At 68.3% G+C, this 12,982-nt stretch carries 15 protein-coding genes and 3 tRNA genes; 5 read left to right on the forward strand and 13 right to left on the reverse strand.

The genetic code is table 11. The annotated features are described in order from the left end of the window. The 9 genes from C1704_RS15740 to trpE form a co-directional block, all read right to left on the reverse strand. Positions 1 to 84, reverse strand: an 84-nt coding sequence (locus tag C1704_RS15740) for a GTP-binding protein (protein ID WP_042615313.1), incomplete at its 3' end; no start/stop codon positions are given. 51 nt (positions 85 to 135) lie between these two features. After that, a tRNA-Thr gene (locus tag C1704_RS15745) sits at positions 136 to 210 on the reverse strand. 60 nt (positions 211 to 270) lie between these two features. Beyond that, positions 271 to 344: transfer RNA gene (locus tag C1704_RS15750), tRNA-Gly, on the reverse strand. A gap of 76 nt (positions 345 to 420) precedes the next feature. Further along, positions 421 to 506, reverse strand: a tRNA-Tyr gene (locus C1704_RS15755). Between the two features lie 65 nt (positions 507 to 571). After that, positions 572 to 1,312 (reverse strand): uracil-DNA glycosylase, encoded by a 741-nt coding sequence (locus C1704_RS15760; RefSeq protein ID WP_419186810.1) that lies wholly within the window; start codon positions 1,310 to 1,312, stop codon positions 572 to 574. Then, positions 1,309 to 2,097: an indole-3-glycerol phosphate synthase TrpC gene (trpC, locus tag C1704_RS15765; RefSeq protein WP_104303696.1), complete on the reverse strand. Its 789-nt coding sequence runs from the start codon at positions 2,095 to 2,097 to the stop codon at positions 1,309 to 1,311. The genes C1704_RS15760 and trpC overlap by 4 nt, the downstream gene beginning before the upstream one ends. Before the next feature lies 1 nt (position 2,098). After that, entirely contained in the window at positions 2,099 to 3,136 is a 1,038-nt protein-coding gene (gene trpD / locus C1704_RS15770) for an anthranilate phosphoribosyltransferase (RefSeq protein ID WP_104303697.1), read from the reverse strand. Between the two features lie 10 nt (positions 3,137 to 3,146). Further along, complete coding sequence (locus C1704_RS15775; protein ID WP_104303698.1) at positions 3,147 to 3,728, reverse strand: aminodeoxychorismate/anthranilate synthase component II; 582 nt, start codon at positions 3,726 to 3,728, stop codon at positions 3,147 to 3,149. Between the two features lie 17 nt (positions 3,729 to 3,745). Beyond that, positions 3,746 to 5,230: an anthranilate synthase component I gene (trpE, locus tag C1704_RS15780; RefSeq protein WP_104303699.1), complete on the reverse strand. Its 1,485-nt coding sequence runs from the start codon at positions 5,228 to 5,230 to the stop codon at positions 3,746 to 3,748. Positions 5,231 to 5,616: 386 nt separating this feature from the next. On the opposite strand from trpE, the gene C1704_RS15785 reads away from it, so the two are divergent. After that, on the forward strand, positions 5,617 to 6,294 hold the full coding sequence (locus tag C1704_RS15785) for a chalcone isomerase family protein (RefSeq protein ID WP_104303700.1): 678 nt from the start codon (positions 5,617 to 5,619) through the stop codon (positions 6,292 to 6,294). Here the strand turns inward: C1704_RS15785 and gph are convergent. Next, entirely contained in the window at positions 6,291 to 6,965 is a 675-nt protein-coding gene (gene gph, locus C1704_RS15790) for a phosphoglycolate phosphatase (protein ID WP_104303701.1), read from the reverse strand. The genes C1704_RS15785 and gph overlap by 4 nt on opposite strands. A 77-nt stretch (positions 6,966 to 7,042) precedes the next feature. On the opposite strand from gph, the gene C1704_RS15795 reads away from it, so the two are divergent. Continuing rightward, on the forward strand, positions 7,043 to 8,020 hold the full coding sequence (locus C1704_RS15795; RefSeq protein ID WP_104303702.1) for a glycosyltransferase: 978 nt from the start codon (positions 7,043 to 7,045) through the stop codon (positions 8,018 to 8,020). On the opposite strand, the gene rpe is transcribed toward C1704_RS15795, so the two are convergent. Beyond that, positions 7,975 to 8,652, reverse strand: coding sequence for a ribulose-phosphate 3-epimerase (gene rpe, locus C1704_RS15800; RefSeq protein WP_104303703.1), 678 nt, complete (start codon positions 8,650 to 8,652; stop codon positions 7,975 to 7,977). The genes C1704_RS15795 and rpe overlap by 46 nt on opposite strands. Positions 8,653 to 8,729: 77 nt before the next feature. On the opposite strand from rpe, the gene apaG reads away from it, so the two are divergent. Next, positions 8,730 to 9,107 carry a Co2+/Mg2+ efflux protein ApaG gene (apaG, locus tag C1704_RS15805; protein WP_104303704.1) on the forward strand — a complete coding sequence of 126 codons (378 nt, stop codon included), beginning with the start codon at positions 8,730 to 8,732 and terminating at the stop codon, positions 9,105 to 9,107. A gap of 4 nt (positions 9,108 to 9,111) precedes the next feature. Beyond that, positions 9,112 to 11,205, forward strand: coding sequence for a site-specific recombinase (locus C1704_RS15810; RefSeq protein WP_104303705.1), 2,094 nt, complete (start codon positions 9,112 to 9,114; stop codon positions 11,203 to 11,205). A gap of 6 nt (positions 11,206 to 11,211) precedes the next feature. Here C1704_RS15810 and C1704_RS17890 read toward each other — a convergent pair whose 3' ends face one another. Continuing rightward, positions 11,212 to 11,337 carry a hypothetical protein gene (locus tag C1704_RS17890; RefSeq protein ID WP_259371324.1) on the reverse strand — a complete coding sequence of 42 codons (126 nt, stop codon included), beginning with the start codon at positions 11,335 to 11,337 and terminating at the stop codon, positions 11,212 to 11,214. Between C1704_RS17890 and mltA the strand changes: the two genes are divergently transcribed. Next, the gene (gene mltA / locus C1704_RS15815; RefSeq protein ID WP_245876521.1) at positions 11,336 to 12,502 is read left to right on the forward strand and encodes a murein transglycosylase A; all 1,167 of its coding nucleotides are present in this window, start codon (positions 11,336 to 11,338) and stop codon (positions 12,500 to 12,502) included. The genes C1704_RS17890 and mltA overlap by 2 nt on opposite strands. Before the next feature lie 6 nt (positions 12,503 to 12,508). On the opposite strand, the gene cynS is transcribed toward mltA, so the two are convergent. After that, positions 12,509 to 12,952: a cyanase gene (gene cynS, locus C1704_RS15820; RefSeq protein ID WP_104303707.1), complete on the reverse strand. Its 444-nt coding sequence runs from the start codon at positions 12,950 to 12,952 to the stop codon at positions 12,509 to 12,511. Between the last annotated feature and the right edge of the window lie 30 nt (positions 12,953 to 12,982).

A 12,982-nucleotide genomic window follows, 5' to 3' on the forward strand; every position in this document is an offset into this window, starting at 1 on the left:
CAGCGTCGTCTTGCCATGGTCCACGTGACCAATCGTCCCCACGTTCACGTGCGGCTTGGTCCGCTCAAACTTGCCTTTTGCCATTTTTCCGATCTCCTGACGGTGCAATGCCGAGGTTGGACGATGAGAGGGAGGTGGTGCCCATGACGCGGATCGAACGCGTGACCTCTCCCTTACCAAGGGAGTGCTCTACCACTGAGCCACATGGGCATCGACACGGGTTTGGGCGCACCCCGAAGGAACACCCAAACCCGTGTCGACGGGTCTTGCTGGAGCGGGAGACGGGAATCGAACCCGCGTCATTAGCTTGGAAGGCTAAGGTTCTACCATTGAACTACTCCCGCAAAGGAGTCGCTTCCCAACTCACCCGTCGCGCCCGTGCGCCAGCAAGATCGCACGAACGCCCAACATCGTTTCGCCTGGTGGAGGGGGCTGGATTCGAACCAGCGTAGGCGTAAGCCAACAGATTTACAGTCTGCCCCCTTTAGCCACTCGGGCACCCCTCCGCGGCGAACCACAGATTATATGTTGAGTTTTCGTCGCTGCCAATGCCCCCACGCGCGATGCGCGCTCACCAGCGGATCTCGCCCCTGCCGCGGCTGCTCAGCCAGGCATTGGCCTGGCTGAAGTGCCGGCACCCCAGGAATGGTGCAGGTGGACGGCGGGCCGACAGCGGCGAGGGGTGATTGCTGGCCAGGATGGCGTGCCGCGTGGTGTCGATCAGCGGGCACTTGGCCTGGGCGCTGGCGCCCCAGAGCAGAAAGACAGTGCCGCAAGAGGCCTCGGAGACGGCGCGGATCAGCGCGTCGGTGAGGCCTTCCCACCCTCGGCCGGCATGGCTGGCGGGCTGACCGTCTTCCACCGTGAGCACGGTGTTGAGCAGCAACACCCCCTGCGCCACCCACCGGCTCAGGTCACCGCTGCTCGGCGATGGATTCCCCGTATCAGCCGAGACTTCTTGATAGATGTTGCGCAGGCTCGGAGGCAGGCGCTGCCCTTCAGGCACGGAGAAGGCCAGCCCCTGCGCCTGCCCAGGGCCGTGATAGGGGTCCTGGCCCAGGATGAGCACCTTCACCGCGCCGGGATCGCCCACCTGCAGCGCGCGGAACACCTGGGCGGGATAGACGATGGCGCCGTCGCGCATGCGCCCATCGACGAAGTCGATCAGGGACCGACCGGCCGGGCTGGCCCGGAAAGCGTCTGTGATGGGGCGCCAGCCCGCGCCCACACGATCGAAACAGGCGCCGAGCGGCTCGCGCAGACGGTTGTCCGCGGTGTGCGCAGCCGCAAACAGCGGGGCCTGAGCGCTCACGCGAAAAGGGCCGCCAGGGCCTCACCAGGGTCGTCGGCGCGCATGAAGGCCTCGCCCACCAGGAAGGCATGGACCCCCGCGTTGCGCATGCGCTGCACATCCGCGCGCCCGAGGATCCCGGATTCGGTGACCAGCAGGCGATCGGCTGGCACGGCGGGCAGCAGGGTCAGCGTGGTGTCGAGGCTCACCTCGAAGCTGCGCAGGTTGCGGTTGTTGATGCCCACCAGCGGGGTCTTCAGGCGCAGGGCCCGATCGAGTTCGGCCCCGTCGTGCACCTCCACCAGCACGGCCATGCCCAGCCCGAGCGCCACCGCTTCGAGATCGGCCATCTGGGCGTCGTCCAGGCAGGCCGCGATCAGCAGGATGCAGTCGGCTCCCCACGATCGCGCCTCGAAGACCTGGTACTCGTCGATCATGAAGTCCTTGCGCAGCACCGGCAGCACGCAGGCGGACCGGGCCTCGCGCAAGTACTGCGGCGCGCCCTGGAAGAAGCGCTCGTCGGTGAGCACCGACAGGCAGGCCGCGCCGTGACGGGCGTAGCTCGCGGCGATCTCGGAGGGCACGAAGCGCTCGCGCAGCACGCCCTTGCTGGGGCTGGCCTTCTTGACCTCGGCGATCACGCCGGCGCCGCCGGCTGCGATGCGTTGGCGCAAGGCGCCGACGAAGTCACGCTGGCCGCCCAGCGCCTCGGCCTCGCGCCGCAGGCTGGGCAGGTCGCGCGCGCGGCGGGCCGCAACCACTTCTTCGCGTTTGACCTCGACGATGCGGTGCAGGATGTCGCTCATCTCAGGCCTTCCCACCCAGCTGCTGCGTGACGGCCACGAACTGGCTCAACTTGGCCAGGGCCTTGCCCGAGGCCACGGCTTCGCGGGCCAGGCGCACGCCCTCAGCGATGGACGGGGCCACGTTGGCGCAGTACAGGGCGCCCGCGGCGTTGAGCAGCACGATGTCGCGCACCGGCCCGTCCTCGTTGGCCAGCGCGCGCTGGATGCACTGCACCGACTCCTCCTTGCTGGCCACGCGCAGCACACGGGCATCGTAGACCGGCAGGCCGAAGTCGGCCGGATGGATGCTGTACTCGCGCACCTCGCCGTCCTTGAGTTCACCGACCAGGGTCTCGCCGGACAGCGAGATCTCGTCCATGCCGTTCATGCCATAGACGATCATCACGTGCTCGGCGCCCAGGCGCTGCAGCACGCGCACCTGGATGCCCACCAGGTCGGGGTGGAAGACGCCCATGAGCTGGTTGGGGGCCCCCGCCGGGTTGGTGAGCGGGCCCAGGATGTTGAAGAGCGTGCGCACGCCCAGCTCCTTGCGCACCGGCGCGGCATGCTTCATGGAGCCGTGGTGGTTGGGCGCGAACATGAAGCCGATGCCGGTTTCGGCCAGGCAGGCCGCCACCTGGTCAGGCGCCAGATTGATGTTGGCACCCAGGGCTTCGAGCACGTCGGCGCTGCCGGTGCTGGACGACACGGCCCGGCCGCCATGCTTGGCCACCCGCGCGCCCGCCGCTGCCGCCACGATCATGGCGGCGGTGGAAATGTTGAAGGTGTGGGCTGCGTCGCCGCCGGTGCCGCACAGATCGACAAGGTGCGCCTTGTCGGCCACGGGCACGGGCGTGGCGAACTCGCGCATGACCTGCGCAGCGGCGGCAATCTCGCCGATGGTTTCCTTCTTCACGCGCAGGCCGATGGCCAGGGCGGCAATCATCACCGGCGACATCTCGCCGCTCATGATGCGGCGCATCAGGGCCAGCATCTCGTCGTGGAAGATCTCGCGGTGTTCGATGACCCGGGTGAGGGCCTCGGTGTTGGTCATGGTCATCGTGGCCTCCTCAATGCAGGTTCAGGAAGTTCTTCAGCATGGCGTGGCCGTGTTCGCTGAGGATGGACTCGGGATGGAACTGCACGCCCTCCAGCGGCGTGCGCGTGCCGGCCAGGGCGGTGTGGCGCACGCCCATGATCTCGCCGTCGTCGGTGGTGGAGGTGATCTCCAGCCCGGCCGGCAGGGTCTCGCGCTCGATGGCCAGCGAGTGGTAGCGCACCACGCTGAACTGGCGCGGCAGGCCGGTGTACACGCCCTTGCCGTCGGTGGTGATGGTGCTGGACTTGCCGTGCATCTGCACTTTGGCGCGCACGATGCGCCCGCCCAGGGCCGCGCCGATGCTCTGGTGGCCCAGGCACACGCCCAGGATGGGCAGCTGTCCGGTGAAGTGGCGGATGGCCTCGACGCAGATGCCGGCCTCGGCCGGTGAACACGGGCCGGGCGAGAGCACGAGGTGATCGGGTTTGAGGCCCGCAATGCCTTCGAGCGTGATCTCGTCGTTGCGGAAGACGCGCACCTCCTGGCCCAGTTCGCCGAAGTACTGCACGAGGTTGTAGGTGAAGGAGTCGTAGTTGTCGATCATCAGCAGCATGACAGTCTCCTTCGCGCTCAGAAGCCTTCTTCGACCAGCTCGGCCGCGCGGATGAGTGCACGCGCCTTGACCTCGGTCTCGCGCCATTCCATCTCGGGCACCGAATCGGCCACCACGCCGGCCGCGGCCTGCACGTACAGGGTGTTGTCCTTGACGATGCCGGTGCGGATGGCGATGGCCACGTCCATGTCGCCGGCGAAGCTGAGGTAGCCGCAGGCGCCGCCGTAGATGCCGCGCTTGACGGGCTCGAGCTCGTCGATGATTTCCATCGCGCGGATCTTGGGCGCGCCGGTGAGGGTGCCGGCCGGGAAGCTGGCGCGCAGCACATCAAGGTTCGTCATGCCCGGCTTGAGCAGGCCTTCGACGTTGCTGACGATGTGCATCACATGCGAGTAGCGCTCCACCACGAACGCCTCGGTCACCTGGACGCTTCCCGTCTGGGCGATGCGGCCGATGTCGTTGCGGGCCAGGTCGATGAGCATGAGGTGCTCGGCGCGCTCCTTGGGGTCGGCCAGCAGTTCCTCTTCCAGCGCCTTGTCCTGTTCGGGCGTGGCGCCGCGCGGGCGGGTGCCGGCGATCGGCCGGATGGTGATCTTTTCACCCTCGGGGGCATGCTCGTGGCGCACCAGGATCTCGGGCGAGGCGCCGACGATCTGGAAGTCGCCCATGTCGTAGAAGTACATGTAGGGCGAGGGGTTGAGCGAGCGCAGCGCACGGTACAGCGACAGCGGTGACTCCGTGTAGCGCTTCTTCAGGCGCTGGCCGATCTGCACCTGCATCATGTCGCCGGCGGCAATGTATTCCTTCGCCCGGAGCACCGCGGCCAGGTAATCGTCCTTGGCGAATTCACGTTCCACCGCGTGCGAGACGCCACGGCGCACGGGCGGGGCGGTGACGCTGTACTTCAGCTTGTCGGTGAGCTCGGCCAGGCGGCGCTTGGCGCGGAAATAGGCCTCGGGCTCGCGCGGGTCGGCATAGACGATGAGGTAGAGCCGCCCCGAGAGGTTGTCGATGACGGCCAGTTCCTCGGTCTGCAGCAGCAGGATGTCGGGGGTGCCGATGCCACCGTCCTTGCGCACCTTGGCCAGCTTGGGCTCGACGTAGCGCACGGTGTCGTAGCCGAAGTAGCCGGCCAGCCCGCCGCAAAAACGCGGCAGGCCCGGACGCAGCGCCACCTTGAAGCGCGCCTGGTACTGCGCAATGAAGTCCAGCGGATTGCCCTCATGGCTTTCGACGACCTGGCCGTCGGTGACCACTTCGGTGGTCCAGCCCGTGGTGCGCAGCAGGGTGCGCGCCGGCAGGCCGATGAAGGAGTAGCGCCCAAAACGCTCGCCACCCACGACCGACTCCAGCAGGAAGCTGTGGCGGCCCTGACCGGCGCCGTAGGCCAGCTTCAGGTAGAGCGAAAGCGGGGTTTCGAGGTCGGCAAACGCTTCGGCGATGAGGGGAATGCGGTTGTAGCCTTGCTGGGACAGGCTCTTGAATTCGAGTTCGGTGATCACGGGGCCCTCCAGGCCTGGACGGGCGCTCCTAAGGAACGGCACCACCCCGGCGGGTCATGGGGAAAGGAATCCTGCGGGATTCCTGGGGCGCCGAACCCGTGCGGGCACGTCAGGACCCAACGGCCCGGCCGCGACACGGTGGACGGCAAACTAAACCGGCGAATGCGGGCGACGCCAGGGCCAAGCTCCCCGGTCGTTCTGACCCCTGGTTAGTTTGCGCGACAGAAACATGGCGTTGAGTGTAGCAGGGGGGCTCGAGGGTCTCTACCCCCACAAAACAACGAACGTTCGTGCGTTTTTACTGATGCGTTTCAGTCCGCGGTTCGGCACCATAAGGTGCCCGCGCAGCTTCGGCGACGGGCACTGTCCTGGAGAGTTGTACGACCATGCCCAAGCGCCCCCTTCCCTCACCCGGCCCGCTGCTGCTGGCGCTGACCCTGATCACGGCCCCGAGTCTGGCGCTCGCCCAGGCCGCTCCTGCATCCACGGCACCGGGCGCCGCCGCAGCCGCGCCGAAGCGGGTGGTCGATGTGCTGGGCACGAAGTTCGATGGCGAGATCGGTGTGGCCGGACAGCGTCTGCAGCTCAACGGGGCGGGCGTGCGCTTTCGCGCCGTGTTCCGGGTGTACGCGGCCGGGCTGTACCTGGCCCAGAAGGCCGAGACGCCCGAGGCCGTGCTGAGTGCCCCGGGCCCGAAACGCCTGAACATCGTGATGCTGCGCGACATCGACGCCAACGAGCTGGGCAAGCTCTTCACCCGCGGGATGGAGAAGAACGCCACGCGCGAGGACTTCGTCAAAGCCATCCCGGGCACCATCAAGATGGGGGAGATCTTCGCCGCCAAGAAGAAGCTGGCCAGCGGCGAGTCCTTCCAGGTGGACTGGGTGCCCGGCCTGGGCACGGTCATCCTGATCAACGGCAAGCCCGCCGCCGAGCCCATCAAGGAGCCGGAGTTCTACAGCGCGCTGATGAAGATCTGGCTGGGCAAGGACCCAGCCGATGCCAACCTGAAGGAGGCCCTGCTGGGCAAGGTGCCGCCGCCGGGGAACGAGACCGGCACCTAAGCCAGCCAGTCCTCGATCTGATCGAGCCGCTCGATGTGGGCCTGCGCCGGCACGGCGCGGACGTCCTCGCCATGGTTGTAGCCGTAGGTGACCAGCACGACCGGGCAGCCCGCAGCGTGGGCGGCCTGGGCGTCGTTGCTTGAGTCGCCGATCATCAGCGTGCGCGAGGGTTCGCTTTCGAGCGCCTCGCAGGTGCGCCACAGCGGCAAGGGGTCGGGCTTCTTGCGCTCGAAGGCATCCCCGCCAAAGACCTGCTCGAAGTAGCCGCACAGGCCCTTGCGCTCCAGCAGGGGTCTGGCAAAGGCCGTCGGCTTGTTGGTGAGGCAGGCCAGCCGCAGCCCACGCGAGCGCAGGCGATCCAGGCCTTCACGCACGCCGGGAAACACCTGCGCATGCTTGCCGTTGATGTCCAGGTAGCGGGCCTGATAGCGGGTCCATGCCGTCTCGTAGAGACCAGCCTGCGCACCGACCTGCGCCAAGGTGCTGCGCAGCAGATGCTCGGAGCCCTTGCCGATCGTCCGCTCGACGAAGGCCCGGTCAACCGAGGGCAGACCCAGGTCGTTGAGGGTGTGATTCAATACCACGACGAAATCACCCAGGGTGTCCACCAGGGTGCCGTCGAGGTCGAGGATGGCCGCGCGGGGCGAGGGAAAGATCGTCGATCGCTTCATAGGCGACACAGTATCCCCGAGCCGCGCGGGATGCGTCGCGACCGGTCTCCAGGTCTCTTGCCCAGATTCACGACAACATGGCAGATGAAGATCGAGGGTGGCGACGTCATGTCGCTCGCTGGCAGCGTTCGCTGCGCAAGCCCTGGCGCCACAAACTGGCCTCGGTGGGGCATGGCCTCAGGCGCTTGATCGGCCCGGCGCACGTGCATTGGCGCTGGCGGCTGAAGGATCGTCAACCGCCCCGCCCTCACGGCCTGCCGGGTGAACTGGTGGTCAGTCTCACCTCGTTTCCTGGACGCTTCGGGCTCCTGCACCTGACGCTGATGAGCCTGCTGTGCCAGACCGTGCGGCCGGACCGTGTGGTGCTGTGGGTGGACGAGGCGTTTGCCGAGCAGGTGCCGGACAAGGTCCGTGCACTCGAACCCCACGGCCTGAGCATCCGGACCTGGCCAGACCCGATCAGAAGCTACATGAAGATCGTGCCGACCCTTGCTCAGTGGCCGGATGCCACCGTGGTGACGGCCGACGACGACATCCACTACTGGCCCACATGGCTGGAGGAGATGCTTGCAGTGTCCTCTGAGGCACCCGGCTCGGTCGTTTGCCACCGAGCCCATCGGATCGTTCACGACGACGCGGGCCGGATGCGTCCCTACAAGGAGTGGCGCTGGGGTGTGGAGGGGCCGGCCCGTGGGCTTGACCTGTTCTTCACGGGCGTCGGCGGCGTGCTTTACCCCGCCGGAGCGCTGGCCCGCTGTGCCGCTGAGGGGGACCGCTACCGCGCGCTGGCGCCGCATGGTGACGACATCTGGCTGAACTGGATGACCCGCCTGCAGGGCTTGGATGTGGTCACCACCGGCCGAGGCCGCCATCTGGTGGCGTGGCTGGGCGGCCAGCGCTCGGGGCTGTACCGTCACAACGTGCGTGGCAACGGCAACGACGAGGCGCTGCGACGCATGACCGAGGCCTATGGTGAGGGGATGTTCCGGCCCGGCGGCGCCGCGCCGGATCAGGCCGACAGCCGCGCGCGCATGGCGTCGATCACCGCCTTGTAGTCGGGCTGGCCAAAGATGGCGCTGCCGGCCACGAAGGTGTCGGCGCCGGCATCGGCCACCTGGCGGATGTTGTCGATCTTGATGCCGCCGTCCACTTCCAGGCGGATGTCGCGGCCGCTGGCGTCGATGAGCTTGCGCACCTGCTCGACCTTGCGCAGCGCCGACGGGATGAAGCTCTGGCCGCCGAAGCCGGGGTTGACGCTCATGATGAGCACGAGGTCCACCTTGTCGAGCACCCACTCCAGCACATCGAGGGGCGTGGCCGGATTGAAGACCAGGCCGGCCTGGCAGCCTTGGGCCTTGATGAGCTGCAGGGTGCGATCGACGTGGGCACTGGCTTCGGGATGGAAGCTGATGAGGTCGGCACCCGCCTTGGCAAAGGCCTGGGCCAGCGCATCGACCGGCTGCACCATCAGGTGCACGTCGATGGGCACGGGGCGGCCGTCGGGCGTCTTGGCATGCGGCTTGAGCGCCTGGCAGACCATGGGTCCGAAGGTGAGGTTGGGGACGTAGTGGTTGTCCATCACGTCGAAGTGGATCCAGTCGGCACCGGCGGCGATGACGTGGCGCACTTCCTCGCCCAGGCGGGCGAAGTCGGCGGACAGGATGGACGGGGCGATGCGATAGGTCATGAGGCACTCCAGGGCAGGCGGATTGTAGAAGTCCGGCCGACACCAGGGAGGGCCCAGGGTTGCTACCATCCCGGGCCATGAGTGCCTACGAATTCAGCGTTGACGTGCAGCCGCGCTACCTGCCGGAGCAGTCTGCCCCGGAGGAGGGCGTGTTCGCCTTCGCCTACACCGTCACCATCCGCAACACGGGCCAGGTGGCGGCGCAGCTGATTTCGCGGCACTGGATCATCACCGATGCCAACGGGCGCGTCGAGGAAGTGAAGGGGCTGGGCGTGGTGGGCCACCAGCCGCTGCTCAAGCCCGGCGAGGGCTTCGAATACACGAGCTGGACGCGGCTGGCCACACCGCGCGGCACCATGGGTGGCAGCTACTTCTGTGTGGCCGAGGACGGCGAACGCTTCGAGGCGCCCATCCCGGCGTTTTCGCTGGCCGCCCAGCGCAACAACCTGCACTGAGCGCATGCCGGGCCTGTTCGCCCCCCGGCCGGCCGTGGCGGTGTGGGATCTCAACTCCCTGCTCGCGGCCCTGGACCCCAAGGCCGAACGCGCCGAGCGCAACCTCTGGCTGGTGCGCCTGGTGGAATGGTTGCGCCATGCGCGGCTGGCACCGAAGCTGGCCGACGGTGACGACCCCACCCAGCCGGCGGCGCCGGATCTGCCGCGTGCCACGCCACGCCCGGTGCTCAAGCTGCGGCATCTGCTCAACCTGCTGGACCGCGAGCCCGAGTACCGGGCGAAACTGGTCGAGCTGCTGGCCCGCACCCTGGTGGACATGGACGCCACGCTGCTGCTGGCCGACTTCGGCTTTGCCTCGCAGATGGCCTTCTTCGGCGAGGTGCTGGAGCGCATCCAGCGCAAGGTCCTGCCGGGCACGCCGGACACCGACGATCTGGCCGAGCTCTTCCAGCTCGCGTTCTCGGATGCCGAGGACGCGCAATGGCTGCAGGCCATCGACGACGACACGCTGGAACGGCTGGCCGCCCTGATGCGCGAGGCCGTGGCCGCCCGACGCCATCCACGCGCAGCCGAAAGCTGGCGCACCTCGCTGCTGGACGCCACCGTGTTCTGCCTGACGCAGGCGCGGGCGCTGGCCTTTTCGGCCGACATCCGCAGCCGCATGACCGGCGAGGCACGTGCCCTGGCGTCGTTTCACCAGCTGTTGCGAGCCTTCCAGGCAGTGCGCCAGGAACTCGAGTCCGACGAGCGCCGCGATGAAACCCTCGTCCCCGCCCTGCGCTACTTCCGCACCCTGCTCGACGCCTGCCGGCGCGATGCCGACACGGTGTACGACGCGCTGGAGGACACCGGCATCTCGGTGGACATCGTGTTTGGCGTGCAGCAGCTCCAGGCACGCCTGGACCGGGCCGGGCACTTGCTCGATGGCCTGCTGAGTGATGCCCCGGCCCGCGCCGTGCGCGACCTGGTGGTGCAACTGGCCGAAACCGCGCAGCGCAGGCGCAGCGTGCGGGCCCTGCTGGCGCGCAACTATTCGCTGCTGGCGCGCAAGATGGCCGAGCGCAACGCCGAGACCGGCGAGCACTACATCACCCGCGACCGGCGGGAGTACCTGCAGATGTTCTGGCGGGCGGCCGGTGGCGGCGCGGTCACGACGATCACGGTCTTCCTCAAGTTCCTCATCGGCCTGCTGGGCTTCTCTGGCTTCTTTGCCGGCTTCGCCGCCGGCCTGAACTACGCCGCCAGCTTCGTGGTGATCCAGCTCGCCCATTTCACGCTGGCCACCAAGCAGCCGGCGATGACCGCGCCGGCCATGGCCCGCAAGCTGGGCGACGTGGCCAGCGACGAGGCCGTGGAGGACTTCGTGGACGAGGTGAGCCACCTCATCCGCACCCAGGTGGCCGGCATCCTCGGCAACGTGAGCGTGGTGCTGCCCTGTGCGCTGGCGGTGCAGTGGCTGTGGGCCCTGGCCTTTGGCTCGCCGCTGATCGGCGCCGACAAGGCGCAGTACGCGGTCGATTCGCTCAGCGCCCTGGGCTGGACGCCGGTCTATGCGGCCTGCACTGGCGTGCTGCTGTTCGCCTCCAGCCTGATCGCCGGCTGGGCCGAGAACTGGTTCGTGCTGCATCGCCTGGGCAGCGCACTGCGCTGGAACCCGGGCATCGTGGCGCGGCTGGGCGCCAACCGGGCCGCACGATGGTCGGTGTGGCTGCAGGGCAATGTGTCGGGCCTGGCGGGCAACATCTCGCTGGGCATGATGCTGGGCCTGGTGCCGGCGGTGGCCGGGTTCTTTGGCATCGGTTTCGACGTGCGCCACGTGACCCTGGCCAGCGGTCAGCTCGGGGTGGCACTGGGGGCTCTCGGCTGGGATCTGCTGTCCACGCCGGGCTTCTGGCTGGCCGTCGTGGGCGTGATGCTGACGGGCGTGCTCAACGTCACGGTGAGCTTCGTGCTGGCCTTCCGGCTCGCCCTGCGCTCGCGCAACATCCGCCTGAAGGACCGGGGCCGCATTTACGCCGCCGTGCGCCTGCGCCTGCGCCAGCGTCCTGCGAGTTTTCTGTGGCCCGGCCGTGAACCCGCGCCCCCCGCGACGGTCTGAGCGAGGTCAGCGGGGCGGCGGCTCGCCGTCATCGGTGCGCTCACCCTTGCGGCGGCCGGAGAACATCGTCCACCACACGATGAGTATCAACAAGACCAGGGCGCCCAGCGCCTCCAGCAAAATCAACCACATGTCCTTGTCCTGTCTGGTGATGCCTGTACGCCCCGCGACGCCCTGGCGGCTGGCGATCGTCGCGGCGATTCTAGGGATGCTGGCGGCCTGCGGCACCACGCCGCCCCAAGCCCCCACGACCGAGCCCCCGCCGTCGGCGGTCACGGTGATCGAGCAGCCGAAGTCGCGCTGGGTTCCCGTGGGCTGGGAGGCCCTGCCGGGCTGGTCGCAGGACCAGACCGTGCTGGCCTGGCCCGCCCTGCTGCGCAGCTGCGCCCGGCCGGCGGCCGGCTGGGAGGCGGCCTGCGCCCGCGCCCTGGCCCTGAGCGAGCCTCACGAGGCCGCCGTGCGGGCCTGGCTGAAGCAGCATCTGCAGCCCTATCGTGTGGAAACGCTCGACGGCGCGCCGACGGACGGTCTGCTGACCGCTTATTACGAGCCGCTGATCGAGGCGCGCCGGGCACCGGATGCCCGCTTCCGGGTCCCGCTGTACCGCGCGCCGGCCGACCTCGCCCAGCGCCGTCCCTACTGGACGCGTGCCCAGCTCGAGACGCTGCCGGCGGCCAGGTCGGCGCTGCGGGGTCTGGAGATCGCCTACGTGGCCGACCCGCTGGATGCCCTGATCCTGCAGATCCAGGGCTCGGGGCGACTGAAACTCACCGAACCCGACGGCCAGCAGCGACTGGTCCGGGTGGCCTTTGCCGCGCACAACGACCACCCCTATCGCTCGGTGGGTCGCTGGCTGGTGGACCAGGGCGCCTTTTCGCTGGAGCAGGCCTCGTGGCCGGCCATCAAGCAATGGGCCCGCGCCAACCCGCGACGCGTGACCGAGATGCTGCATGTGAACCCGCGCTATGTGTTCTTCCGCGAGGAGCCGCTGCCCGACCCGAGCGTGGGCCCGGTGGGGGCACAGGGCGTGCCGCTCACGCCTGGACGCTCGATCGCCGTGGACCGCAACGCCATCCCCTATGGCACACCGGTATGGATCGCCAGCACCGAGCCCCCGCTGCAGCCCGGCGGCGAGCCTCGGCCGCTGCAGCGCCTGATGGTGGCGCAGGACACCGGCGGCGCCATCGTGGGCGCCGTGCGCGGCGATTTCTTCTGGGGTTGGGGCGAAGGCGCCGAGGAGCTGGCCGGGCGCATGAAGCAGCCGCTGAAGATGTGGGTGCTGTGGCCCCGGCCCTGAGGTGGTTCAGTAAGTCTTGTACGGCAGGAACTTGCCGCTCATCGTGATGCTGACCCGGTCGCCCTTCGGGTCGGCCTCGCGCTGCAGGTCCATCCTGAAGTCGATCGCGCTCATGATGCCGTCGCCGAACTCCTCATGGATGAGCTCCTTGAAGGTCGTGCCGTAGACGCTGACCAGTTCATAGAAGCGGTAGATCAGCGGGTCGGTAGGCACGGCGGTGGGCAGGGAGCCCTTGTAGGGCACCACCTGCAGCCACCTGGCTGCTTCGGGGGGCAGTCCGAAGATCTCGACCACGGTGGCGGCCTGTTGTTCGGTGAGCGTCATCTGCCCCAGGCAGGCCGCCGTCGTCCATTCCTTGCTCTGGCCCACGCGTTCGGCCACGGCCTCCCACTTCAGGCCCTTGCGGACCTTGGCTTCGATGATCATCTCGGTGACGTCGTTGCGGTTCATGCGGTGCTCCTTCGCTTGGTGCGGGCAAGA

The sequence above is a fragment of the Caldimonas caldifontis genome, assembly GCF_002930615.1.
GTDB lineage: Bacteria > Pseudomonadota > Gammaproteobacteria > Burkholderiales > Burkholderiaceae_C > Caldimonas > Caldimonas caldifontis.

Coding starts and splice junctions, on each gene's coding strand:
- trpC (WP_104303696.1), bottom strand. CDS start 2,097: ATGAGCGACATCCTGCACCGCATCGTCGAGGTCAAACGCGAAGAAGTG.
- trpD (WP_104303697.1), bottom strand. CDS start 3,136: ATGACCATGACCAACACCGAGGCCCTCACCCGGGTCATCGAACACCGC.
- C1704_RS15775 (WP_104303698.1), bottom strand. CDS start 3,728: ATGCTGCTGATGATCGACAACTACGACTCCTTCACCTACAACCTCGTG.
- C1704_RS15785 (WP_104303700.1), top strand. CDS start 5,617: ATGCCCAAGCGCCCCCTTCCCTCACCCGGCCCGCTGCTGCTGGCGCTG.
- gph (WP_104303701.1), bottom strand. CDS start 6,965: ATGAAGCGATCGACGATCTTTCCCTCGCCCCGCGCGGCCATCCTCGAC.
- C1704_RS15795 (WP_104303702.1), top strand. CDS start 7,043: ATGGCAGATGAAGATCGAGGGTGGCGACGTCATGTCGCTCGCTGGCAG.
- rpe (WP_104303703.1), bottom strand. CDS start 8,652: ATGACCTATCGCATCGCCCCGTCCATCCTGTCCGCCGACTTCGCCCGC.
- apaG (WP_104303704.1), top strand. CDS start 8,730: ATGAGTGCCTACGAATTCAGCGTTGACGTGCAGCCGCGCTACCTGCCG.
- C1704_RS15810 (WP_104303705.1), top strand. CDS start 9,112: ATGCCGGGCCTGTTCGCCCCCCGGCCGGCCGTGGCGGTGTGGGATCTC.
- mltA (WP_245876521.1), top strand. CDS start 11,336: ATGTCCTTGTCCTGTCTGGTGATGCCTGTACGCCCCGCGACGCCCTGG.
- C1704_RS17890 (WP_259371324.1), bottom strand. CDS start 11,337: ATGTGGTTGATTTTGCTGGAGGCGCTGGGCGCCCTGGTCTTGTTGATA.
- cynS (WP_104303707.1), bottom strand. CDS start 12,952: ATGAACCGCAACGACGTCACCGAGATGATCATCGAAGCCAAGGTCCGC.